Origin of the sequence: Streptomyces luteolus (genome assembly GCF_029968015.1) — a bacterium.
Taxonomy (GTDB): Bacteria; Actinomycetota; Actinomycetes; order Streptomycetales; family Streptomycetaceae; genus Streptomyces; species Streptomyces luteolus.
In genome coordinates this window covers 66,000-90,651 of record NZ_JASCIS010000027.1, presented here as the reverse complement: position 1 = coordinate 90,651, position 24,652 = coordinate 66,000, and the positions used below count along the sequence as shown (strand labels likewise).

Here is a 24,652-nt window from a genome sequence, read left to right as displayed (position 1 = left end):
CAGCCCCGTGCCGTCAGGTGACCTTCGCGCAACCTTGCTCTCACCCGCAGCTCAGCGCCGATGTGAGCCGCCTGCTCCCCGCCGGGCTCCACGTACGGGATGTCCCGGAGGCGCCGGCTGCCGGCCCGCGTACAGCACGCGAATCGCGCCAGAAACCGTTGGACGCCGAAGCGCCGCCCACCCGACGCTTACCACATGCCCAACCCCTACTCCCGGCTCTTCGAGCTGCCCGGCACGCGTGCGTTCACCCTCGGAAACCTCGTCGCCCGCCTGCCGATGGGCATGTTCGGCGTCAGCGCCATCATCATGATCGCCGAGCGGTACGGCAGTTACGCCCTCGCCGGTGCCGTCACCGCGACCGGTCTCGCCGCGACCGCCGTCGTCGGCCCGTACACCGCGCGTCTCGTGGACCGGCACGGCCAGGCCCGGATCGCCCTGCCCGCCGCGGCGGTCGCCGTCGTCGGCTCGCTGCTGCTCGCCCTGTGCGTGCACCTGCACGCGCCCGCCTGGACCCTGTTCGCCGCGTACGCCCTGACCGCCACCACGCCCAACACCGGCGGCATGTCCCGGGCCCGCTGGCAGCACCTGTACGCGGGCGACCCGGCGCGCCTGCACACCGCCAACTCCTTCGAACAGGCCGCGGACGAGCTGTGCTTCATGCTCGGGCCGGTCGTCGCCGCGTTCCTGTGCACGGCCCTCCTCCCGGAGGCGGGCACCCTCACCGGCGCCGCCCTCCTGCTCACCGGAATCCTGCTCTTCACCGCCCAGCGCTCCACAGAACCGCCACCCCAAAGGGAGGTGACGAAAACCGCCTCCCCTCTGCACGCCCCCGGAATGCTCCCTCTAGTAGTGGTTTTCCTCGCCACAGGTGCGGTTTTCGGCTCCATGGAGGTCGTCACCGTCGCGTACGCCGACGCCCAGGGCCACGCGTCCGCGGCAGGCCCCGTCCTGGCTCTGCAGGCGGCCGGTTCGTGTGCGGCGGGGCTGCTCTACGGCACCCGCGCTCCGGGCGGCCCGGCGCGGCGGCGGTTCCTGTTCTGCCTGACCGCGATGGCGGCCCTGATGACCCTTCCGCTGCTCGCCGCGGGGACCGGCTCCCTGCCGCTGCTCGCCGGGGCGCTGCTCGTGGCCGGCATGGCGACGGCGCCCACCATGGTCACGGGCATGGGCCTCGTGCAGGCCCACACCCCCGAGGGCCGGCTCAACGAGGGCATGACCCTCGCCGTGACCGGCCTGCTCGGGGGCATCGCCTGCGGCAGCGCGCTCGGCGGCCAGGCCGTCGAGCACGTGAGCGCACGGGCGGGCTACCTCGTTCCCGTCACCGCCGCCGCCCTGGCCCTCGTCCTGTTCAGCACAGTGTCGGTTTACGCCAGGAGCACTCGACGTCGGATCCCGCGGCAGTCCCCGCCCGCTGCGAGCCCGAACCCGAGCCCGAAGGCTCCGGCCGCGTCAGAACCGTCTCCTTAGAGGTAGATTTCGCGAGCGTCACCACGATCGCGTCCTCGATGCTCTTCACGGACGGCGCCAGGTAGTTGTTGAGCACGATGCTGAACACCAGCTCCCGCCCGTCGGCGTCCTTCACGTACCCGGAGAGCCCCGACGCGCCCGTCAACGACCCTGTCTTGGCCCGGGCGTTGAGCGCCGCCGGGGTGTCACACATCCGGGACCGCAGGGTGCCGCCCACGAACCGGTCCGGGTCGCAGGCCACCGGCAGGGAGTTCAGCCAGTCCGCGTACCAGGGCGCGTCCCGCACCGCGAGCAGCAGCTTCGCCAGCTGGTCGGCGGGGAAGTTGTTCATCCGCGAGAGCCCGGACCCGTCGACCTGCCGCAGCTTCCCCGGCTCCACGCCCTCCTTCTCCAGGAAGCCCTCGACCGCGTCGAGCCCCGAACTCCACGTCCCCCGACCGGACTCCTCGTACCCCATTTCCTTCACGAGCGCCTCGGCGTGCATGTTGTTGGAGAGTTTCATGAACGGTACGAGGAGTTCCGTCAGCGGCATCGAACGGTGCCCGGCGATCTCCTTCGCCCCCTTCGGCGTGGCCGTGCCGAGCCGGGTGCCGCCCACGACCCGTACGCCGTGCCGGGCCAGCGCGTCCCGGAACACGGCCGCCGCGTACCCGGTGGGCTCCCAGACCGCCACCCACTCCTTCACCGGGTCACCGCCGACGGGCAGATCTCCGCTGACGGTCACGGTGTTGGTGCCGTGCTCACGCCGCACGCTCAGCGTGTTCGGCTCCCCCGCCGCGACCGTACGGGCCCGGTTCTCGATCTCGACGTACCGGGTGCGCGGCGTGAGCCCGATCCGCGGCCGCTGCCCGGCCTCGGCGCCCGGCTCAACCTCGACGATCACGGTCCCGGAGTCGTAGTCGGTGTCCGGGGCCACGGTCAGCGCGGAGATCTGCGCCGAGTAGTACGCGGACTCGTCGTCGGCCGCCCAGGAGCGGCCGAGCCGCTCGGCGTCGAAGCGGGTGTCGTCGGCGACGAGCCGCCCGGTCACCCTGCGGATCCCGGCCTTCGCCACATCCGCGGCGAGCCGGTCGTAGTCCTCGGCGAGCGTCGTCGGGTCGCCGCCGCCGCGCAGATACAGATCGCCGGCGAGCGTCGAACCGTGCCGTCTGCCGTGCGCGAGGGCGTCGGTGCGGAAACGGTACTCCGGGCCGAGCAGCGCCGTCGCGGCGGCGGACGTGGGGAGTTTGGTGTTGGACGCGGGCATCAGCCGGCCCGTCGGCTGGTGGCTGTAGACGGTCTCGCCGGTCTCGGCGTCGGCGATCACGACACTGGCCGCGCCGCCCCGCATCCGCGGATCGCCGAGGATCGTGTCGATGGCCTCCGGTAGCCCGGAGCGCACCGCCGAGACATCCGCCCCGGCTGGTGCGCTCCAGGTCAAGGTGGCCGCGAGGCCGACGAGCGCGGGCCAAACAGCCGCGCGCGCAAGGAAGTTGCCTCTCGCGGGTCTACCATCAGGTCCGGTCTCAGGCCCGGTCCCAGGTCTGCTCTCAGGTCTGCTCTCAGGTCCGCTCTCAGGTCCGCTCTCAGGTCCGCTCATGCCACGGCAGGATCCCGGAAACCGGCCCCCGGCGACAGACGCCCCGCACGACCGTCCGCCGGTGGCCCGCTTTCAGCCGAGTTTTCAGCCGAGCCCCCACGCCTTCCCCATCTGATGGGCCGCGCACAGGTCCACGTCCAGGAGATACGCCCCCGCGGTCCCGCACTGCCCGTCCGCGCTGCCGGGGTCGACGGGCTGCCCGTGCCCCATACCCGTGATGCTGTACGTCTCCACGACGCCGCTGCCGTCCGGCCCGTGGAACACCTGGTGCGGGTAGCCGCCCACGGTGTCGCTGACGTCGGCGGTCTGGTCGGCACCGTGCACATCGGTCCACTGCTCCACGAGATCCGTCATGTTGACCGGCTTCACGGTGGTGTCGGCGCTGCCGTGCAGCACGGTGAGCCGCGGCCACGGCCCCGTGTACCCGGGCCGCGCGGCCCGCACCCGGTCACCCCACTGCTGCGGCGTCTGCGTCGCCCCGGTGTTCATGCACACGTACGGCGATCCCGCGGCCTGCGCACAGCCGTACGGCAGCCCGGCGACGACCCCGCCCGCGCGGAACTTCTCCGGGTACGCCGCCATCATCACGGAGGTCATCGCGCCGCCCGCCGAGAGGCCGGTGACGTGCACGCGGGCCGCGTCCCCTGCCGTGTCGGCGAGCTGCCGGTCCACCATCTGCACGATCGACGCGGCCTCCCCCTGCCCGCGTGAAGTGTCGCCGTTCTGGAACCAGTTGAAGCACCGGCTCGCGTTGTTGGCACTCTGCTGTTCCGGTACGACGACGGAGAAGCCCCACCGGTCGGCGAGCTCGGTCCAGCCGCTGGCGGGGCCGTACCCGGCGGCGTTCTGCGTACAGCCGTGCAGCACGACGACGACGGGGCGCCCGGCGGGCAGCCCTTCGGGCGTGTACCGGTACATCTTCAGGGCTCCGGGGTTGGAGCCGAATCCGGTGACCTGCTCCAGGCTCGCGGCTGCTTGGGCGCGCGGCACGAAGAGGAGCAGGGAACAGAGGGCGGTGATCGCGGTCAGGACGGCGAGTAGTGCGGCTCTGGTCGATGTCATGCGGGGAAGGTAGGAGCGGCGAGGGAGGCCGGATATGGGTTCGGGACCTACAGCGAAGGGCCTGGGCCATGGGCTCCGAACACATGAAAAGGCCCCCGACGCCTGGGCATCGGGGGCCTCCCCATACATGGGAATTGTGGAGATGGCGGGAATCGAACCCGCGTCCAACGGTGTGGAATCAGGGCTTCTCCGTGTGCAGTTCGCTGCGATTTTCTCAGCCCCGGAGATCACGCGAACAAGTCTCCGACGGGCTCAGTCACTGTTTGATTTCCCTTCACACCCCGTGACCGGGTGTGAAGGTTTAGTTCCCTAAATTATGCCAGGATCCGGGTCGGGAACATCCCCGGGCTGACACCCATTAAGGGTCCTTCACTCACCGCCTATCAGGCAGCGAGGGCGAAGGACTGGGAATCGCGCTTGGTGTTGGCGATTATTGGTTGCGACATATGGTTAACGAGATCATTGCCGCTTCCTCGACACGCTTCCCCTGCTTCGACATCCGCTGTCGAAACCGATCATCCCCATGTTGATTTTTCAAGGTGGGCCCAGAACGGACCCGGTGCCCCGTCACCTGCGGAGCGTGCTCCATCGTACAGACAGAACGCGCGACGGTGCCAGCTAATTCCCGGCACCCCGAGGAACCCCTCAGGCGCGCTGCCTCCGCCGGACCGCCGACATCGCCCGGTCCGCCTCGCGGCGGTCCTGCTTCTCGCGCAGCGTCTGCCGCTTGTCGTACTCCTTCTTGCCCTTGGCGAGCGCGATCTCGACCTTGGCTCGGCCGCCCTTGAAGTACAGGGCGAGCGGCACGATCGTGTGGCCGGTCTCCTGGGACTTGGACTCCAGCTTGTCGATCTCCACCCGGTGCAGCAGCAGCTTGCGCTTGCGGCGCGCGGCGTGGTTGGTCCAGGTGCCCTGCGCGTACTCGGGCACGTGCACGTTGTGCAGCCAGGCCTCGTGGCCGTCGATCTGCACGAAGCCGTCCACCAGGGAGGCCCTGCCCTGGCGCAGCGACTTGACCTCGGTGCCGGTCAGGACGACGCCGCACTCGTAGGTGTCGATGATGAGGTAGTCGTGACGGGCCTTCTTGTTCTGGGCGATGATCTTGCGCCCGTCACCTTTGTCCTTGTCTTTTTTCTTCGCAGCCATAGTGCGGCCATTTTCGCACTACGAGGGGGTGCCGAGGCCACTCAATACTGTGCGGGCCCGGGCCTCCGCACCCTCGTCCACGTCCACGTCCGGGGTGATGCCGCGGCCGTCGACGGTACGGCCCGACGGGGTGCGGTAGTGGCCGACGGTGAGCTCGGCGACCGAGCCGCCGGGCAGTCGGCTCGGCATCTGCACCGACCCCTTGCCGAAGGTCCGCGTGCCCAGGACGACCGCCCGGCCGCGGTCCTGCAAGGCTCCGGCGAGCAGCTCGGCCGCGCTCATCGTGCCGCCGTCGACCAGCGCGACCAGGGGTCTGCCCGTGTCGCCGCCCCCGCGTGCGTGCAGGGCGCGCTGCTCACCTCGTACGTCGTACGTCGCGACCAGGCCGCCGTCGAGGAACGCGGACGCGGCGGTCACGGCCTCCGCGACCAGGCCGCCGGAGTTGCCGCGCAGGTCGAGGACGATGCCGGTGCCTTGCGGGGCGGTGCGGACCGCTTCGCGGACGCGTTCGCCGGTGCCCTTGGTGAAGGAGGAGACCTTGATCCACAGGGTGCCGTCGGCCCGCTGTTCCACGATGACCGTGGGGGTCTCCAGGCGGGCCCTGCGCAGACTCTCCGTCCAGGCGCGCGAGCCGCGCTGCAGGCCGAGCTCGACCTCGGTGCCCGCTTCGTCCCGGCTGCCGCGCAGCTGGTCGACGACGTCACGGACCGGGCGGCCCGCTGTCGGGCGGCCGTCGATGGAGCGGAGCCGGTCGCCGGTGCGGATGCCGGCGCGCTCGGCGGGGCCGCCGCGCTGCACCCGGTCGACCTCGATCCGGCCGTTCTCGGCCCGCCGGGTCCACAGCCCCACTCCTGTGTACGCGCCGGCCAGCTCCTCGGCGAACGCGCGGTACTCGGCCGGGTCGTACACCGTGCCCCAGCGGTCGCCGCTGCGGCTGACCTCTTCCTCGGCGGCCTCGGCGGGCGACTTGCCGTCGGCCATGGCCTCGGCGGCGGCGTCGCGGACGCGTTCTCGGTGGGAGGTGGGGGCGGCCGAACGGGCCGAAGGACCCGGCTCGTTGTGATCGAGACCGCTGAAGGAGCCCGTCGCGGCGCCCGTGGCGAGCACTGCCGCGAAGACCAATGTCAGGGCAGCCCCGCGGCGGACGCTGCGGGGCCGGGAACACTGATCGAGGCCCGACATGTCGGTGAGTCTAGGACAACGCGGGGCGCCGCACGGTCGGTTGACCGTACGGCGCCCTGGTAGGTGCGTCACACCTTGAGGTACTTGCGCAGCGCGAAGAAAGCCGCAAGAGCGGGCATCAGCAGGCCGATCGCGAGCACCAGCGGCAGCTTGGCGATGAGCTGGTCCCAGCCGACGAACTGGATCAACTGCAGCTTGTCCGCGAGCGCGAGGCCGTGGTCGATGAGGAAGTACCGGCCCACGACCAGCATCACGCAGGCGACACCGGCACCGAGCAGGCCGGCGAAGGCGGCCTCCATGATGAACGGCATCTGGATGTAGAAGCTGGACGCACCGACGAGCCGCATGATCCCCGTCTCACGTCTGCGGCTGAACGCCGATACGCGCACGGTGTTGACGATCAGCATCATCGCGACGATCAGCATCAGCGCCATCACCGCCAGCGCCGCGTAGTTCATACCGTTGAGCAGCTCGAAGAGGTTGTCGACGGTCTTGCGCTGGTCCTCCACCGCCTGGACGCCGTCCCGCCCGTCGAAGGCCGACTTGATGAGCTGGTACTTCTCCGGGTCCTTCAGCTTGATCCGGAACGATTCCTGCATCTGGTCCGGCGTAAGGGAGTTGACCAGCGGGGAGTCGCCGAACTGCTCCTTGTAGTGCTTGTATGCCTCGTCGCTGGACTCGTGGAGGACGTTCTCGACGGACGGCATGTCATCCAGGTCCGCCTTGATGGCGTCCTTCTGGTCCTGCGTGACCGCGCCCTTGGTGCACTTCGGGTCGGTCTCCGCGTCTCCCTTGTTGCAGAAGAAGATCGCGACGTTGACCTTGTCGTACCAGTAGCCCTTCATCGTGGTCACCTGGTCGCGCATGAGCAGCGAGCCGCCGAAGAGCGCCAGGGAGAGGGCGACGGAGACGATGACCGCGAAGGTCATCGTGAGATTGCGGCGGAGACCGACGCCGATCTCCGACAGGACGAATTGGGCGCGCATGGCGTCCTTTCAGTGCTCGTGGGCTGCCCGGTACCGCGCGGGGCTCGTGGTCAGTGCTGGTAGCCGTAGACGCCGCGCGACTGGTCGCGGACGAGGCGGCCCTTCTCCAGCTCGATGACGCGCTTGCGCATCTGGTCCACGATCTGCTGGTCGTGGGTGGCCATCACGACGGTGGTGCCGGTCCGGTTGATGCGGTCGAGCAGCTTCATGATGCCGACGGACGTCTGCGGGTCCAGGTTTCCCGTGGGCTCGTCGGCGATCAGCAGCATCGGGCGGTTCACGAAGGCGCGGGCGATGGCCACGCGCTGCTGCTCACCACCCGAGAGCTCACCGGGCATCCGGTCCTCCTTGCCGCCGAGGCCGACCAGGTCGAGTACCTCGGGGACGGTCTTACGGATGGTGCCGCGCGGCTTGCCGATCACCTCGAGCGCGAACGCGACGTTCTCGCCGACGGTCTTGTTGGGCAGCAGGCGGAAGTCCTGGAAGACGGTGCCCAGCTGACGCCGCATCTGCGGCACCTTCCAGTTGGACAGGCGCGCCAGGTCCTTGCCGAGGACGTGCACCTGTCCGTGGCTGGCGCGCTCCTCGCGCAGCAGCAGCCGCAGGAAGGTGGACTTTCCGGAGCCGGAGGACCCCACGAGGAAGACGAACTCGCCCTTCTCGATCTCAAGAGAGACATCCCGCAGTGCAGGACGGGTCTGCTTCGGGTAGGTCTTGGACACGTTGTCGAATCGGATCACGGATGCGCCTCGTACGTCTGGGGGCGTCGGGGGTAGGTGAGCGTGACCCTACGCGAAGCGGCGTGCGCGGCGCAGTCGGCGTCCTGGGTTGCGCGTTTTATCACGGATCTGACCGGCGTGCGGCCTGGAACACTTCGGGCTGAACCAGATGAGTTCCGGCGAGGCGCGCCGAAATCCGGGGAAGCTGGCACAGTGGTAGGGGGAACGGTTGCGTTCCCCTGAGCGTTGTGCGGAGGCAGACCGGAGCACCGAGACTGCGTCACGGCGTGGGGCAGATTCGTTGCAGGGCGGCTTCGCCGCGCGGGAGGAGGAGGTGGCATGACCTTTGACAGGTTGGTCTGCGCGAACTGCGCGGCGCCGGTGAGCGAAGGGCGCTGCCCCGTATGCAGGGCGAACCGCCAGCGGATGCAGCAGGAGGGCCCTCTGGCCGGGCTGAACCCGGTGGCCCTGGTCGCGCTGCTGCTCGTACTGATCGGCGCTGTGGCGCTCCTGGCCCACCAGGCCGCCTGAGCCGCCACTCTCTGCGCGTACGGACATCACGACGCGTTACGAACATGACGAGCCGCGTCACGAACATGACGAAAGGGCCCGGAGCGGGATGCTCCGGGCCCTTTCGGCTACTGCAGTCGTCCGGCTACCGCCGGTGATCAGGCAGCGGCGCCGCGGCCGCCCACGAGACGGGGCAGCATACGGAAGCCGACACCGCCCGCGATCATCGTGGCGGCACCGACCAGCAGGAACGTGGTCTCGGCGGCGCCCGTCTCGGCGAGCTCCCCCTTGTCCTTGCCCTCACCGGCGGGGACCTGCGGAGCGGTGTCCGTCAGGCCTTCCTTGCCCTGACCCTGCTCGACGGGCTCGTTGCCGCCGTCGGGGTCGGTGTTGTCGTTGCCGCCGCCGTTGTTGCCGTCGCCCGGCTCGGTGGGCTCACCGGTGGGCGGGTCGGTCGGGTCCGTCGGCTCGTCGGTCGGCGGGTCCGTGGGGTCCGTCGGCTCATCGGTCGGCGGGTCCGTGGGGTCCGTCGGCTCATCGGTCGGCGGGTCCGTGGGGTCCGTCGGCTCATCGGTGGGCGGGTCCGTCGGGTCCGTCGGCTCGCCGGTCGGCGGCTCCGTCGGGATGCCGGTCGGCGGGTCCGTCGGCTCGTCGTCGTCGCCACCGCCGCCCGGAAGGTTGACGCCGACGTCCAGGCCGTCAGAGCCGACGCCGACCTCGGCGCCGGTACCGCCCGGAAGTTCGATGCCGATACCCACGGCGGAAGCGGCGCCGGCCGCGGCCAGCGAAGCACCGGCGGCGATCACCGCACCGGCCGCTATCCGCGCTACGCGGATCCGCGTCTTCTTCGTCATCTGCTGCTACCCCCAGTAGCTGTTCGTTTTATGGAGCAGCGCCCAGGGCAAAGGCCTGTTGGGAGACCGAGAGTGGTCATTCGCCCCCCGTCACACGTGCCCCGGCATACGCATACCGCGGGCAACCCTTCCCACAATTAAAGGCCGCGTCAAGGCCGTTGAGCGTCATATGTCCGCTATCGAGGCAGTTGGCCGTGGTACGGAGATCCGACTGTGACGGAAAAGGTAACTGCCGCTCAGGAGGGGCCTCCTGAGCGGCAGTTACCTTGTCGACAAAGCTACTTCTCCTGCTGCTTGCGCCAGCGGATCCCGGCCTCGAGGAAGCCGTCGATCTCGCCGTCGAGCACCGACTGCGGGTTGCCGACCTCGAACTCCGTCCGCAGGTCCTTCACCATCTGGTACGGGTGCAGGACGTACGAACGCATCTGGTTGCCCCAGGAGCTGCCGCCGTCGCCCTTGAGGGCGTCCATCTTGGCGCGCTCCTCCTGGCGCTGGCGCTCGAGCAGCTTGGCCTGGAGGACGTTCATGGCGCTCGCCTTGTTCTGGATCTGGGAGCGCTCGTTCTGGCACGAGACCACGATGCCGGTGGGGACGTGCGTGATGCGGACCGCGGAGTCCGTGGTGTTGACGCCCTGGCCGCCGGGGCCCGAGGCGCGGTACACGTCCACCCGCAGGTCGGACTCCTCGATGTCCACGTGGTCGGACTGCTCGACGACCGGGAGGATCTCCACGCCCGCGAACGAGGTCTGGCGGCGTCCCTGGTTGTCGAACGGGGAGATGCGCACCAGGCGGTGCGTGCCCTGCTCGACGGAGAGCGTGCCGTAGGCGTACGGGGCCTTGACGACGAAGGTGGTCGACTTGATGCCGGCCTCTTCCGCGTACGACGTCTCGTAGATCTCCGTGCCGTATCCGTGGCGCTCGGCCCAGCGGAGGTACATGCGCTGGAGCTGCTCGGCGAAGTCGGCCGCGTCCACGCCGCCGGCCTCCGCACGGATGTTGACCAGGGCCTCGCGCTCGTCGTACTCGCCGGACAGGAGGGTGCGGACCTCCATCTCGTCCAGCGCCTTCCTGACCTCAGTCAGCTCGGCCTCGGCCTCGGCGCGGGTGTCCGGGTCGTCCTCCTCCTCGGCCATCTCGAAGAGCACGCCCAGGTCGTCGAGGCGGTTGCGGAGGGCCTCCGCCTTGCGGACCTCGGCCTGCAGGTGCGACAGGCGACTGGTGATCTTCTGCGCCGCCTCCGGGTCGTCCCACAGGGACGGTGCCGCGGCCTGCTCCTCGAGCACGGCGATATCGGCCCTCAGCTTGTCCAGATCCAGGACGGCCTCGATGGACGTCATGGTGGAGGCGAGGGACTTGAGCTCTTCGGAAACATCGACGACTGCCACGACACCAGCCTAACGGCTCGACGAACGGGGACTCTCCCCCCTGTGGACAACCGGCGTCCGGCCCGTGATTCCGGGGCCGCGAGGGGTCTGGTACGGCTCAGGGGACGACCGGGGCGGACGGGCTCGCGCCCTTGTTGTCCTGCGGGGTCGCGTCCGCGTCGTCCCCGCTGAGGGCGAACCAGCCGCCCACGCCGACCGCCGCCGCCACTCCCACCGCGGCCGCGGTCAGGGCCAGGCGGCGGCGCCGCGCCTCCATGCGGTGCCGGGCCGAGCCGGGGCGCGGGGCGCCCGCGGTGCGCGGGGCGCGGGCCGTGCCCCGCGCGCCGCCCGCGAGTTCGTCCGGTCCCGGCACCCGCATCGACGTGTGGGTGTCGCGGTTGGAGTCCGTCGCGGTGCCCGGCACGAGCGGCACGGCACCGCGCCGGGGCGTACGGGGCTCGGTGGCGTACTGCTCGTTCTCGGCGTACGGGGCGGGCTCCTCCTGCGGTTCAGCGTCCGGCTCGTCCACGTCCAAGGGGCCCATCCCGGCGAGCAGGGGCAGCTGTTCGCGCAGCCGGGCGGCGAGTTCGGAGGCGCGAAGCCGGGACGCGGGCGCCTTGGCGAGGCACTGCACGAGCAGCTGCCACAGCTCCTCGGGGATGCCCGGGAGCGGGACCACGGTCTCCGTGACGTGCCTGCGCAGGACGGCGCCGGGGTGGCCGCCGCCGAACGGGGTGAATCCGGCGAGGAGTTCGTACAGAACCGTCGCCAGGGCGTAGATGTCCACCGCTGCGCGCGGGGGCAGGCCCTCGATGATCTCGGGGGCCAGGTAGTCCGGGGTGCCGATCACCTTCGTCGCGCGCGTGCGCCGGGGTGAGTCGACGAGCTTGGCCACGCCGAAGTCGGTGAGGAGCGCGGGGTGGGAGCCGCCCGGGCCGAGCGGGCCCTCCATGTCGAGGAGGACGTTCTCCGGCTTCACGTCGCGGTGCACGATGCCGGCGGCGTGCGCGGCGGCCAGGGCGTCGGCCACGTCCGCGGCGATGGCGACAGCCGCCTCGGGGGCGAGCCTGCGTTCCCGGTCGAGGCGGGTGCGCAGGTCGGTGCCGCGGACAAGGTCCATCACGAGGGCGAGGTCGTTGCCGTCCACGACGAGGTCGCGCACGCCGACGACGTGCGGGTCCGAGAGGCTGAGCAGCGCCGTCCGCTCCTGCACGAAGCGGCCCACCAGCTCCTGGTCGGACGCGAGGTCCTCACGCAGCAGCTTGATGGCGACGGGGCCCTCGGGTCCCTCGCCGAGCCACACCGTGCCGGCGGAGCCGCGCCCCAGGATCTGGTTCGCGGTGTACCGGCTGCCGATTTTCCGTGCCAAAACTGCTCCTACGGGCTCCTGTTGGCAACAAAGCTACGCGGCTCCGTCACCAACCTTCACGTCCGCGGCGGAAATCACCCTCCGGATGTCGACAAATCTCCAGGGTGGCGTACGAGTTGACCGCAAAACGGCCACCACGCACGCGTGGTGGCCGTTTCCGGTTCCGTCGTTCCCTCTGTGGCGCCGTTCGTACGGCTACTGGGTGCCGCCCGAGCCTCCGCCCGTGCTGCCGGAGTCACCGCCGAGGTCGCCGATCCAGTCGGTGACCGTGGTGAACCAGTCGGAGAGCTGCGTCCAGTAGTTCTTGCCGGTGCCGATCCACTCCTGGAGCGGGCTCAGCTCCCAGATCAGCCAGCCCGCCACGAACAGGATGACGAGCGTGAACAGGCACCCCTTGAGGCAGCCGAGGCCCGGGATCCGCATCGGGTTGGCGCTGCGGCGCGGCTCGCGGGGCGGGCGCTGCTGCCGGGGCGGCTGCTGCGGCGGCGCGTACCGCTGCGGCGGCTGCTGCGGCTGCGGCGCGGGGGCGTACCGCTGCGGCTGGTGCTGCTGCGGGGCCTGCTGCTGCGGGTAGCCGTACGCGGCCGGGGCCTGCTGGGGCGGCTGCTGGACCTGGCGCTGCGGACGGCGGCGGCGCAGCGGGTCCTGGCTCGGGTCGAGGTACTGCTGGACCTGCGTCTGCTCGTTGCGATCGCGCGCCGCGCGGAGCTGGTTCTCCCAGGGGTGCGGGCCGTCCGGCTCCGGCGGGCCGTCCGGGCGCGGGGGCACCGGAGGCATCACGGACGTCGGGTCCGCGTCACCGGAACCACCGGGGCCGGTGTGCTGCATGACGCTGGTCGCGGCGTTGGGGTCGGCGTCGCCGTACGAACCGGCGTTGTTCGGCAGCACCTGGGTGGGGTCGGCGGCGCCGGGGGTCTCGGGGACCGGGGCGGGCGCCGGGTCGGGCGCGAGCAGGGCGCCCACGCCCTCGGCGGCGGCGATCTGCGCGGAGTTCGCGTGCACGCCGATGCCCTCGGAGACGGTGCGCAGGGCGCGGCCGAGGCTCTCGGCGCTGGGCCGTTCGTCGGGGTTCTTGCGCAGGCAGCGCTCGATGACGGTCCAGAGCGGCTGCGGGACGGTGCTGGGGCGGCGCGGCTCCTCGCTGAGGTGCCGGTGCAGCACTTCGAGTGCGGTGCCGCCGGCGAACGGCGGCTGTCCGGTGACGAGTTCGTAGAGCAGGATTCCGGCGCCGTAGATGTCCACGGCGGAGGTCTGCGGGCGGCCCTCGGCGGACTCGGGCGCCACGTACGCGGGCGTGCCGACGAATTCGTGGGTGCGGGTCAGGCCCGGGGAGTCGGCGAGGCGGGCGATGCCGAAGTCGGTCAGCATCGGGCGCATGCCGCCGTCGTCCTCCTTGAGGAGGACGTTGGCGGGCTTGAGGTCGCGGTGCACGACGCCGTCGGCGTGGCTCGCGGCGAGCGCGTCGGCGATCTGCGCGGTCAGGAGAGCGGCCGCGACGGGGGTCATCGGGCCGTTCTCCCGGATGTACCGGTGCAGGTCGGGGCCGTCGACGAGGTCCATGACGAGGGCGAGCAGATCGCCCTCGACCACCAGGTCGCGCGTGCGGACGATGTTTCCGTGCGTCAGGCGGAGCAGCACGGAGCGTTCGCGCAGGAAGCGCATCACGACGTCCGCGTCGTTCGCCAGCTCCTCCTTGAGGACCTTGATCGCGACGGTCTCGCCGGGCTGCCCGGCCACTGCGGCCTCGGCGCCCGCGGTCTCACGCTGGCGGGCTCGCCAGACGGTGCCCGTGGCGCCGCGTCCGAGCGGCTCCTCGAGCAGGTACTTGCTGCCTACCGGCCGCACGTCATGCGCTCCCTGTCGATCTGGTCCTGCTGCTGGTCCTGCTGCTGGTCCTGCTGGTCTGGTGTCCGGTTGCTGTCACTGGTGCTGATCACCGGTTCCGGTCGGTGCTGCTGGTCGCCGACTCGTCGCGGGCTTGCGCGCGGGTGCTCGTCCAGTGTTGCCGATCCACTGTAGTAGGGCCCGGAGGGCACCGGTCTGGCGTTGTCTGCCCAGGTGCCACCCTCGTACACGTTCCTGTGCGTTCCGTGTACACCGCGGAAGCGGCTGAAGGGGAAGACGTGCGACCACGGTGGTTGGTTGCCGCGGACGTCCGGGCGGGCCGTCCACAACGATCCCATCCGGCCTGTGCAGGCACTTTTGCGAGCAGACCCAGCCAATCAAGATCACTTGATGGTGGGTGGCGGGCGTGTTGTCAGTGCCAGGTGCGAGGATGCACAGCAGCACGGAGCCATGCCGTGTTCGGTGGGGGGAGTCACATGGGCCGTCCTCCTGCCGGGCACCCGCGCAGAAGGGACCGCTGACGGCGATGCAGATCCGGCTGTCTGTCCTCGGGCCGCCCGGCGGCCGGACCCCGCAGTCCGGCCAGGGCGCGCCGCCCCGTGCCTGTGACGTGCTGGTCACGGCGCCCACCGGGACCGCGCTGGCGGCCGTGGCCTCGGGCCTGGCGGCGGCCGCGGGAGTCCCGGACGGCCCGGCGGTGGTGTACGCGGGCACGGACCGCCTGGACGCCGCCACCGCCACGCTCGGCGAGCCCCCCTTGATCGACGGCGCCGTGCTCTCCCTGCAGGGCCCCGCCGAGCCCTCCCCGTCCACCGCGGGCGCCCCGGCCCGGCTGCATGTCGTCGCCGGTCCGGACGCGGGCGGTGTGCATCTGCTGCACGGCGGCCGGATCAGCATCGGCCGCTCCGCCGACGCGGACGTGCCGCTTGACGACCCGGACGTCTCCCGGCTGCACTGCGCGGTCACGGTCGCTGAGGACGGCCGCGTCTCGGTCTCCGACCTGAATTCGACGAACGGCACGTCGGTCGACGGCCGCCCGGTGACCGACCGCCCGGTGCGGCTCTCGCCGGGCGCGCTGCTGCGGGTCGGCGAGTCCACGCTCCGGCTCGGCGCCGCGCGGGACGAGCCGCCGCTCCCCGCCTTCGCGGACGGCGAGGGCCAGCTGCGCGTCGGCGCCGAGCCGGACCCGGGCCCGCCCTCCGCGCGCGTGGCGGCCGAGTCCGGCGGACAGCCCCCGCTGGGTTCGGCGGTCCGGGGGTACGGGGCGTCGGCGCCCCTCTCCGGCGCGGACGGGCCGGTGCGGGCGCCAGGACAGGGCGCGTCCGGCCCCGGAACACCGTCCGGGCAGAGTGCGTACGGCTCTGGAACGCCGTCCGGCCAGAGGGCGTACGGCTCGTCGGAGGACGCCACCAACGCGCGCGGGATCTCCACCGGCGGGTCACCCGGCACTGTGGGCGGCGTCAACTCCGGTACGGGCAGGGGCGAGTCATCCGGTACGGCCAGGGGCGAGTCACCTGACGCATCCGCCTCACCGGAGCCGTACGCGACGGGCCGAGCCGACGAGGACGACACCGCGTACGACGCGCACGAGGCGTACGACGCGTACGACCCGCACGACCCGTACGAACGGAATCGCACCGGGACGCCCGCGCGGGGCACGACCGTGCCGCGGCAGGTGCGCAGGCGCGGCGGGATCGGCGCCTGGGCGCGGCGCATCACCGGTGGGCGGACCGAACGTGAGGCGGAGGAAGCCGTCCCGGCGGGGGCGCTCGCGCCCGTGGAGCCTGCCGTTCCGGAGGCCTGGCCCGATCCGGCCACGCTGCTCCTGACCGCCCTCGGCCCCGGGCCACGGCTGTGGGAGCGCGGCCCCTCGCACCCCGAGGCACTGGCGGTGCGGCTCGGCACGGCGGACCGGACGGCGCCGGACGGCGGACTGCTTCCGGCCGTGCCCGTGACGGTCGGGCTGCGCGAGGCGGGCGCCCTCGGCCTCGCCGGGCCCCGGCCGCGCCTGGCCGGGCTCGCCCGCGCGGCGCTGGCCCAGCTCGCCGCGCTGCACTCCCCCACCGACCTGGAGATCGTGCTCATCAGCACGGACCGGGCCCGCGGTGTCGAGGAGCGCACCGCGCAGTGGTCCTGGCTCGGCTGGCTCCCGCACGTCCGCCCCGGCCACGGCCAGGACTGCCGGCTGCTCTTCGCGTACGACCGCGAGCAGGCCGCCGCCCGGGCCGGTGAGCTGCTGCGCCGCCTGGACGAGCACCTTCAGGAGGAGGGTCGCGGCCCGGTCACCGGCGGTGCGGCCGACTCGGGGTCGCCGGACGCGTCCAGGCCCGAAGGGGCGGCCCCCGAGGAGTCCATAGCCTCGACGGCCCCGGCGTACGCCTCCGTGGCCGAGGCCCCGGCGTACGCCCCCACGGCCGAGGCGCCGGCGGGCTCGACCAGCGCCGCCGCCCCGGCCGCCCCGGCCTCCCCGACCTCCTCGGACGGTCGGCAGTCCCCACGGCAGCGCGAGTTCACCGGCCCGCTCACCGTGCTCGTCGTCGACGGGGACCCGGGTTCGGCGGCGCTGCGGGAGGCCACCGTGCGCCTGACCGCCGAAGGGCAGGCGGCCGGTATCCATGTGCTGTGTCTCGCCGAGACGCCCGCCGCCTCCCCCGCGTCCCCGATGACGGCGACGTACGAAGCGGCCTGTGCGGCGTCGCCCGCGTTCCGCGCGTGTGGTGCCGTGGCGCTCCTGAGCGGTGACGTGGCGACCGCGCTGCGCCTGCTGCGTACGTCGCAGGGCAGGCCGGTCGGGCACGGCACCGTCGCCTCGGTGGACGCCGTGTCCGCCGCGTGGGCCGAGCGGTTCGCCCGCGCTCTGGCGCCGCTGCGCCCCGCGGACGCGGGCGGCGAGCGGCACGCGCGCGTGGCCGCGCCCCTGCCTCAAGCGGCCCGCCTGCTCGACGAGTTGGGGCTCGCCCGCGCCACCCCCGCGTCCCTGATGGCGCGGTGGGCGGCGGCAGCGGACGACCCCGACGCGCTGGGCGGCCGCGCCCAGGCGGTGCTCGGCGCGGGCCCGCGCGGCCCGCTCTGCGCCGACCTGGTGGCGGCGGGCCCGCACCTCCTGGTGGAGGGCCCGGCGGGCAGCGGCCGTACGGAACTGCTGCGTTCCGTGGCCGCCGCCCTGGCCTCCGCGGAGCGGCCGGACCGGCTGCGCCTGGTCCTGGTGGACGGCGCGGGCACCGAGCGCGGCGACGGACTGCGGGTCTGTACGGACCTGCCGCACGTGACGGCACATCTGGCCGCCAACGACCCGGTACGGATGCGGGAGTTCGCGCAGGCCCTGACGGCGGAGCTGAAGCGGCGGGCGGAGCTGCTCGGCCGGATCGACTTCGCGGAGTGGCACACGCAGCAAGCGGTGGCGCGGCGGCTCGTCCCGCAGCGCAGCCGCTCCGCGAGCGGGTCAGGTCGCTCCGGGGCCGGGCCCGGCCCCGGCTCCTCCGGTGGCGCGGCGGACCGGTCCGGTTCCGGGGATCTGTCCGGTTCCGGGGATCTCTCCGGCTCCGGTGACCTCTCCGGCTCCGGGGACCTGGACAGTCCGCCGAGTACGACCCTCAAGTTGCGGCCGCCGCAAGGGCGTTCAGCGGCGGGCGCCGCTCGCGGCACGAGCGGTGCGGGCGGTGCGGGCGGTGCGGGCGGTTCCGGTGGTGCCGGGCAGCCGTCCGCCATGGCTCAGCCCCGGCCGGATTCGCCCCTTCCACGCCTCGTGGTGGTCGTGGACGACCTGGACGCGCTGGTCGCCCCGGCCCTGGGCGCGCCCGGGCGGCCGTCGGCGGGCTCGGTGGTCCGCGCCCTGGAGGCCGTCGCGCGCGAGGGGGACCGGCTCGGCGTGCACTTGGTGGCGGCGTCGGGACGCCCGGAGCGTACGGCGGAGACGGAGCTCGCCCGCCGGGCCACTCTGCGGATCGTGCTCGACGCCCCTTCGGCGGCGCCCGAGGATCCGGCGCCGGGGCGCGGGTGGCTGCACACGGCGGCCGGGGCGGAGACTCCGTTCCAGGCGGGGCGGGTGACGGGGCGTATTCCGCGGACGTCGACGCTCCGTCCCACGGCGGTTCCGCTGGAGTGGCACCGTATGGGTGATCCGCCGGAGCGGAGGCCCGTGCGGGAGTTGGGGAATGGGCCGACGGATCTGGCGTTGCTCGCCAGTGCGTTGGAGCGGGCGGCGTCGGTTTGATTTGAGCCCCCCGGGGAGGGGCGGGAGGGTAAAAAGCACCACGCCGCAGTGTCACGAGCCGATCACGATCGCCCGTCCCGCCTCGTAGGCGCTATTGCCCGAGGTGGGTCGCGGGCGTAGACCTGTCCGAACAGCGCACCGCACGGCGTTCACGAGACGGGGCAGAGATGCGTACAACGCGTACAACTCTTCGTATACGTAAGGCAGTTGGGGGCGGCAGAGTCGCCGTGGCGCTGGTTGCCGTGGGGGCGCTCGCGCTCGCCGGATGCGGCAGTGGCGGGAAGGGCGAGGGCGAGGGCGGCGCCGCGCAGAAGCCCACCGTGAAACTGCCTGAGCTCGACGGCCAGAAGGTGTCCGTCGCCGCCGTGTGGGGCGGTGCGGAGCGCAAGGTGTTTCTGCGAGTGCTCGACGAATTCGAGAAGCGGACCGGCGCCGAGGTGTCCTTCGTACCGGCGCAGGACCCGATCATCGGCTTCCTCGAGTCGAAGGTCGCGGGCGGTGAGCCGCCGGACGTGGCGATGCTGCCGCAGGTCGGCGCGATCGAGCAGGCCGTGGCCAATAAGTGGGCCGAGCCGGTAGGGGCCGAAGCCCAGAAGCAGCTGGAGAAGAACTACGCGAAGGGCTGGCAGGAGCTCGGCGCCGTCGACGGCGAGCAGTACGGGGTGTACTTCAAGGCCGCCAACAAGTCGCTCGTCTGGTACAACACCGCCGTCATGAAGAACGCCGGCGGGCAGGAGCCGAAGACCTGGGACGACTTCCTGCAGACCGCGCAGATGATCTACGACTCGGGCATCGCTCCGGTCTCCGTCGCCGGTGCCGAGGCGTGGACGCTCACCGACTGGTTCGAGAACATCTACCTCTCCCAGGCGGGACCCGAGAAGTACGACCAGCTCGCGAAGCACGAGATCAAGTGGACCGATCCGTCCGTGAAGAAGGCACTCACCACGCTCGGTGAGCTGTTCGGCGAGAAGGGCTTCGTCGCGGGCGGCCAACGGGGCGCGCTCGGTACGGAGTTCCCCGAGTCGGTCAAGCAGACCTTCGTCGGCGGGGACCAGCCCAAGGCGGGCATGGTCTTCGAGGGCGACATGGTCTCGCTCGCCATCGCGGAGACGGACGCGAAGATCGGTACGGACGCGAAGGTGTTCCCCTTTCCCGCGGTCGGTTCCGAGTCCCCGGCCGTGGTCGGCGGTGACGCCGCCGTCGCCCTGAAGGACAGCGAGGGCGCCCAGGCCCTGCTCACCTACCTGGCCTCGCCGGACGCGGCGGCGATCTGGGCGAAGGCGGGCGGGTTCGTCTCGCCGAACAAGAACCTCGACTTCGCGACGTACCCCGACGACGTGCAGCGCGACATCGCCAAGGCCCTGATCGCGGCGGGCGACGACATCCGCTTCGACATGTCCGACCAGGCGCCGCAGGCCTTCGGCGGCACGCCCGGCAAGGGCGAGTGGAAGGCGCTGCAGGACTTCCTGAAGAACCCGAAGGACGTCGCGGGGACGCAGAAAGCCCTGGAGGACGCCGCGGCCAAGGCGTACAAGGACTGACACGGTGGCCTCGGAGGTACGCGCCGGAACCCCGGCGGCAGGCACCACGGGCGTCAAAGGCACCCAGGGGCGCAGCGTCACCGGCACCCGCAAGCGCATGGCCGCGGCCTTCCTGCTGCCCGCCCTTGTGCTGCTCGGCGCGCTCGTGGTCTACCCGATCGGGTACTCGGTCCACCGCAGCTTCTTCGACAAGTCCGGCGACTTCACCGGATTCGGCAACTACGTCACGCTGTTCACCGATGACACCATCCTCACCGCGATCCGGAACAACGCGATCTGGGTGGTGCTCGCGCCGACCATCGCCACCGCGCTCGGCCTGATCTTCGCGGTGCTCACCGAGCGGATCCGCTGGGGCACGGCGTTCAAGCTGCTCGTGTTCATGCCGATGGCGATCTCGATGCTCGCCGCGGGCATCATCTTCCGTCTGGTCTACGAACAGGACCCGGAACGGGGCGCGTTGAACGCCGTATGGGTGGGTGTGCACGACTCGTTCGCGGAGTCCTCGGCGTTCCCGAAGGCGCATCCGGGCCAGGAGTCGCCGCTGAAGCCGGGCGGCGGCGGCAGTTTCATCACGCGTACGACGGTGGCGGCGGGCGAGCCCGTCGCGTTGCCGTTGGTCGGCGTGCCCAAGGAGCAGATGCCGGGCGAGGCGGCACCGGCGGAGGCGGCCGCGGCCGAGCCCGGCAAGGTCACGGGCACCGCCTGGCAGGACTTCACGCTCGGCAAGGGCGTGGGCGAGCGCAACGCCCCGGACGCCTCCGAGTCCGGCTATCCGGGCATCACGATCGAGGCGGTGAAGGACGGCAAGGTCGTGGAGTCCACGAAGGCGGCCGCCGACGGCACCTTCGAGCTGTCCGCGAAGGCCGTCGGGGCCCAACTCCGCTTGCCCGCAAGCAACTTCAGAGAGCCGTACAACGGCGTGGACTGGCTGGGCCCGGACAAGGTGCTGCCGTTCATCGGGGTCAACTTCGTGACCCTGTCGGTGATCCTCGCGTACGTCTGGATGTGGGCGGGCTTCGCCATGGTGCTGATCGCCGCCGGGCTCGCGGCCATTCCGCGGGAGCTCCTGGAGGCGGCGCGGGTGGACGGAGCCAACGAGTGGCAGGTGTTCCGCCGGGTGACGGTGCCGCTGCTCGCGCCGGTGCTCGCGGTGGTCCTGGTGACCCTGATGATCAACGTCCTGAAGATCTTCGACCTGGTCTTCATCATCGCGCCGGGCGACGTCCGCGACGACGCCAACGTCCTCGCGCTGCAGCTCTACAACTCCTTCGTGGACCGCGACTCCGGCGTCGCCAGCGCCATCGCGGTGCTGCTGTTCCTCCTGGTCGTCCCGGTGATGGCCTTCAACGTACGGCGACTGCGCAGGGAGGTGCGGCGATGAGCACCGAGGGTGCGGTGAAGGCTGGGCCCGCGACGGAGACCGAGGCCACCGTGAAGGCCGAGCGGTCCGCCGCCTCCCGGATCACCGGGGCGCTCAGCGGCGGCCTGATGCGGGTGTTCCTCCTGGTCGTGGGCCTGCTGTGGCTCGTGCCGACGATCGGTCTCGCGCTCTCCTCGCTGCGTGAACCCGCCGACATCAGCGCGAGCGGCTGGTGGGAGGTGTTCACGATCCCCTCGCAGATCACCGTCGAGAACTACACCCACCTGCTGCGGGACGAGACGATCACCAACTCGCTGCTCTCCACGGTGGCGATCACGGTCCCGGCGACGCTGCTCGTGGTGGTGATCGGCTCGCTCGCCGGGTACGCCTTCGCGTGGATGGAGTTCCCGGGGCGTGACTGGTGGTTCCTCGGGGTCGTGGGGCTGCTCGTGGTGCCGGTGCAGGTGGCGCTGCTTCCGGTGTCCCAGCTCTTCGGGACCATCGGGATCTTCGAGACGACGCTCGGCGTGATCCTCTTCCATGTGGCCTTCGGCCTGCCGTTCGCGATCTTCCTGCTCCGGAACTTCTTCGCGGAGATCCCGAGGGAGCTCCTGGAGGCGGCCCGGCTCGACGGCGCGGGTGAACTGGGGCTGTTCTTCCGGGTGGTGATGCCGCTCGGCGGGCCCGCGATCGCCTCGCTCGGCATCTTCCAGTTCCTGTGGGTGTGGAACGACATGCTGGTCGCGCTGATCTTCGCCGACTCCAAGAACCCGCCGATCACGGTCGCGCTCCAGCAGCAGGTGCGGCACTTCGGCGACAACGTCTCGATCCTCGCGCCGGGCGCGTTCCTGTCGATGGTGATCCCGCTCGCCGTGTTCTTCGCCTTCCAGCGGCAGTTCGTCTCCGGGGTGATGGCGGGCGCCGTCAAGTAGCGGGCGCCGTCAAGTAGCGGCCGCGGATCGCGCATCCGTACACCGTTCGGCTCAACTCACCGGATTCGTACGTGAGTTGAGCGCGTACCCCACGAGGACGGTCTCGGCGGGGTTTCCGCGGGCCGCCCTCACCCCTTTGCCACATTCGGCGTAACCGGACCCTCCATTTAGGGGTTGTCGGGCAGTATGCCCGCGCCCACCCATGGATGTGCCTTGCCCCGGTTCAGTGTCATCGTCCCCGCATACAAGGTGCAGGCATACCTGTACGAATCGCTCCACTCCGTCCTGAGACAGTCCTTCACGGACCTGGAGCTGATCGCGGTCGACGACTGCTCACCGGACGGCTCGGGCGAGATCATCGACGAGCTCGCGGCGGCCGACCCGCGCGTCAGGCCCGTGCACCTGACGGAGAACGTGGGCCTCGGGCGGGCCCGCAACGCCGGCATGGAGCACGCCACCGGCGACTACCTGGTCTTCCTGGACGGCGACGACATCCTCACCCCCGGCTCCCTCGCCGCCACCGCCGACCGCCTCAAGGAGACCGGCTCCCCCGACGTCCTGATCTACGACTACGCCCGCACCTACTGGACCGGCCGCGAAGTACGGAACATGCAGGCCGCGCAGCTCACCCAGGACGGCCCGGCCCCCTTCCGGCTCACCGACCGGCCGGGCCTGATGAAGCTGCTCATGGTGGTGTGGAACAAGGCCTACAGCCGGGAGTTCATCGAGCGGGAGGGCCTCCGGTTCCCTCCCGGTTACTACGAGGACACCCCGTTCACCTATCCAGTCCTGATGGCAGCGGAAACGATCGCCACCCTGGACCGGGTGTGCGTGCACTACCGGCAGCGCCGCCAGGGCAACATCCTCGGCACGACCAGCCGGAAGCACTTCGACATCTTCGACCAGTACGACCGGGTCTTCGCGTACTTCGACGCCCGGCCGGAGTTCGCCGCGTGGCGGCCCGTCGTGTTCCGCCGCATGGTCGACCACTACGCGACCGTCTTCGCCAGGCCGGAGCGGCTGCCCCGCCGCAGCCGGACCGAGTTCCTGCGCAGGGCCCGCGAGCACTACCGCCGCCACCACGTCCCCGGGCTCCGGCTCGACCCGCGCGCCCGGGTGCGGCACGGCCTCATCCGCTTCGCCGCCCACCGCACGTACCGCGCACTGCGCCTCGCCAAGGCCGCGAGGCTCCGGCTCGGCGCCGCCACCGCGGCCGCCGGCCGGGGCACGCGCGCGGCACTCCTCGGGCTGCACTACCGGGTCCAGCTGTGCCTTCCGGTACGGGACGACCGCGCGGTGTTCGCCGCGTACCGGGCCCGTGGGCACGGCGGAGATCCGGGGGCCGTCGAGGAGAAGGTCCGCGAACTCGCGCCGCACATCCGCACCGCGTGGATCACCGGCCCCGCCCACCACCACACCGTCCCCACGGCCACGAGGAGGATCACCCCCGGCACCGCCGCGTACTGGACGGCCCTGGCCCGCTCCAAGTACCTGGTCCTCGGCACCGACCTCGGCCACCGGCTCGTCAAACGCCGGGCCCAGGTCCGCGTCCAGAGCAGGCACGGCACCCCGCTCAAGCGGATGGGCCTCGATCTCCTCGACCGCCCGGCCGCCGCCCGCTCCACGGACTTCGCGGCGCTCCTCGACGACGCCGACACCTGGGACTACGTCCTGTCCGCCAACCGCCACTCCACCCTCGTCTGGGAGCGCGTCCTGCCCGGCTCGTACACCACCCTGGAGTACGGCGGGCCGCGCAACGACCGCCTCCTGCACGCCGGTTCGCAGGACGTCGCCCACCTCCGGGACAGCCTCGGCATCCCGCAGGGCACCCTCGCGATCCTGTACGCCCCGACCGTCCGGGACCACCGGCGCAGCCAGCACCGGCCCCTCGACCTCGACCGGGTGCTGCGCGCACTCGGCCCCCGCTGCACCGTCCTGACCCGCGCCCACCCCGCGTACGGCGAACCCCTCAGCGACGGGGAGCACGCGCGGATCGTCGACGTCTCGGACCACCCGAGCGTCGAGTCGCTGTGCCTGGCGAGCGACGCGCTGATCACGGACTACTCCTCGCTGATGTTCGACTACGCCAATCTGGACCGCCCGATCGTCCTGTTCACCGACGACCGCGAGGTGTACGAGGCGACCCGCGGCACCTACTTCGACCTGCGGTCCTGCCCGCCGGGGCCGCTGGCGCAGGACGAGGACGAACTGATCGACATCTTCGCCACCGGCCACTGGCGCGGCTCGCGCTCGGCGCAGTTGCGGACCGCGTTCCGGGAGCGGTTCTGCGCCCTGGACGACGGGCGGGCCGCGGAGCGCGTGGTCCGCCATGTGTTCCTCGGCCAGGGCGCCGGTCTGCCGCCGGTGCTGCCGCTCGCCGACCGCCGCCCGGCACCTGTCCCACCGGCGGGCGAGCAGCTGCCCGAGCAGTCCCAGGGGCCGGTACCCGACGCCCTGCTGCCCACCAACGACAACTGAAGAAGCAGCGCACCGCCACCCCCCACGCGCACCACGATGCCCATC

At 71.6% G+C, this 24,652-nt stretch carries 17 protein-coding genes and 1 other RNA gene; 7 read left to right on the top strand and 11 right to left on the bottom strand.

Annotated features, from left to right (window positions below):
- Positions 1-195 precede the first annotated feature (195 nt).
- Positions 196-1,467, top strand: coding sequence for an MFS transporter (locus tag QIT00_RS24775; RefSeq protein ID WP_282537591.1), 1,272 nt, complete (start codon positions 196-198; stop codon positions 1,465-1,467).
- On the opposite strand, the gene dacB is transcribed toward QIT00_RS24775, so the two are convergent.
- From dacB to ftsE, 7 genes are all read right to left on the bottom strand, one after another.
- The gene (gene dacB, locus QIT00_RS24770) at positions 1,349-3,046 is read right to left on the bottom strand and encodes a D-alanyl-D-alanine carboxypeptidase/D-alanyl-D-alanine endopeptidase (protein ID WP_408909846.1); all 1,698 of its coding nucleotides are present in this window, start codon (positions 3,044-3,046) and stop codon (positions 1,349-1,351) included. The two genes, QIT00_RS24775 and dacB, sit on opposite strands and share 119 nt — an antisense overlap.
- An 84-nt stretch (positions 3,047-3,130) precedes the next feature.
- A complete protein-coding gene (locus QIT00_RS24765; RefSeq protein WP_282537589.1) occupies positions 3,131-4,108 on the bottom strand; it encodes an extracellular catalytic domain type 1 short-chain-length polyhydroxyalkanoate depolymerase in 978 nt (325 codons plus the stop codon).
- 134 nt (positions 4,109-4,242) lie between these two features.
- Positions 4,243-4,631, bottom strand: a transfer-messenger RNA (tmRNA) gene (gene ssrA / locus QIT00_RS24760).
- A 122-nt stretch (positions 4,632-4,753) separates the two neighbouring features.
- A complete protein-coding gene (gene smpB, locus QIT00_RS24755; protein ID WP_282537588.1) occupies positions 4,754-5,254 on the bottom strand; it encodes an SsrA-binding protein SmpB in 501 nt (166 codons plus the stop codon).
- An 18-nt stretch (positions 5,255-5,272) separates the two neighbouring features.
- Positions 5,273-6,436, bottom strand: a complete 1,164-nt coding sequence (locus QIT00_RS24750; RefSeq protein WP_282537587.1) for a S41 family peptidase — start codon at positions 6,434-6,436, stop codon at positions 5,273-5,275.
- Positions 6,437-6,504: 68 nt separating this feature from the next.
- A complete protein-coding gene (gene ftsX, locus QIT00_RS24745; RefSeq protein WP_282537586.1) occupies positions 6,505-7,422 on the bottom strand; it encodes a permease-like cell division protein FtsX in 918 nt (305 codons plus the stop codon).
- Positions 7,423-7,472: 50 nt separating this feature from the next.
- Complete coding sequence (ftsE, locus tag QIT00_RS24740; protein ID WP_282537585.1) at positions 7,473-8,162, bottom strand: cell division ATP-binding protein FtsE; 690 nt, start codon at positions 8,160-8,162, stop codon at positions 7,473-7,475.
- A 318-nt stretch (positions 8,163-8,480) separates the two neighbouring features.
- Between ftsE and QIT00_RS24735 the strand changes: the two genes are divergently transcribed.
- Complete coding sequence (locus QIT00_RS24735) at positions 8,481-8,672, top strand: hypothetical protein (RefSeq protein WP_282537584.1); 192 nt, start codon at positions 8,481-8,483, stop codon at positions 8,670-8,672.
- A gap of 137 nt (positions 8,673-8,809) precedes the next feature.
- Here the strand turns inward: QIT00_RS24735 and QIT00_RS24730 are convergent, their stop codons facing one another.
- From QIT00_RS24730 to QIT00_RS24715, 4 genes are all read right to left on the bottom strand, one after another.
- On the bottom strand, positions 8,810-9,505 hold the full coding sequence (locus QIT00_RS24730) for a hypothetical protein (RefSeq protein WP_282537583.1): 696 nt from the start codon (positions 9,503-9,505) through the stop codon (positions 8,810-8,812).
- A 278-nt stretch (positions 9,506-9,783) separates the two neighbouring features.
- Positions 9,784-10,890 carry a peptide chain release factor 2 gene (gene prfB, locus QIT00_RS24725; protein ID WP_282537582.1) on the bottom strand — a complete coding sequence of 369 codons (1,107 nt, stop codon included), beginning with the start codon at positions 10,888-10,890 and terminating at the stop codon, positions 9,784-9,786.
- Between the two features lie 97 nt (positions 10,891-10,987).
- Positions 10,988-12,238, bottom strand: a complete 1,251-nt coding sequence (locus QIT00_RS24720) for a serine/threonine-protein kinase (protein WP_282537581.1) — start codon at positions 12,236-12,238, stop codon at positions 10,988-10,990.
- 195 nt (positions 12,239-12,433) lie between these two features.
- A complete protein-coding gene (locus tag QIT00_RS24715; RefSeq protein WP_282537580.1) occupies positions 12,434-14,083 on the bottom strand; it encodes a serine/threonine-protein kinase in 1,650 nt (549 codons plus the stop codon).
- A 526-nt stretch (positions 14,084-14,609) separates the two neighbouring features.
- Here QIT00_RS24715 and QIT00_RS24710 point away from each other — a divergent pair.
- The 5 genes from QIT00_RS24710 to QIT00_RS24690 all read left to right on the top strand — a co-directional run bounded on the left by QIT00_RS24710 (position 14,610) and on the right by QIT00_RS24690 (position 24,607).
- Positions 14,610-18,296, top strand: a complete 3,687-nt coding sequence (locus QIT00_RS24710; protein WP_282537579.1) for an FHA domain-containing protein — start codon at positions 14,610-14,612, stop codon at positions 18,294-18,296.
- 167 nt (positions 18,297-18,463) lie between these two features.
- Positions 18,464-19,837, top strand: coding sequence for an ABC transporter substrate-binding protein (locus QIT00_RS24705; protein WP_282537578.1), 1,374 nt, complete (start codon positions 18,464-18,466; stop codon positions 19,835-19,837).
- Between the two features lie 4 nt (positions 19,838-19,841).
- Positions 19,842-21,218 carry a carbohydrate ABC transporter permease gene (locus tag QIT00_RS24700; RefSeq protein WP_282537577.1) on the top strand — a complete coding sequence of 459 codons (1,377 nt, stop codon included), beginning with the start codon at positions 19,842-19,844 and terminating at the stop codon, positions 21,216-21,218.
- Entirely contained in the window at positions 21,215-22,129 is a 915-nt protein-coding gene (locus tag QIT00_RS24695) for a carbohydrate ABC transporter permease (RefSeq protein WP_282537576.1), read from the top strand. Before QIT00_RS24700 ends, QIT00_RS24695 begins: the two co-directional genes overlap by 4 nt.
- A gap of 213 nt (positions 22,130-22,342) precedes the next feature.
- On the top strand, positions 22,343-24,607 hold the full coding sequence (locus QIT00_RS24690) for a bifunctional glycosyltransferase/CDP-glycerol:glycerophosphate glycerophosphotransferase (protein ID WP_282537575.1): 2,265 nt from the start codon (positions 22,343-22,345) through the stop codon (positions 24,605-24,607).
- Positions 24,608-24,652: the final 45 nt, after the last annotated feature.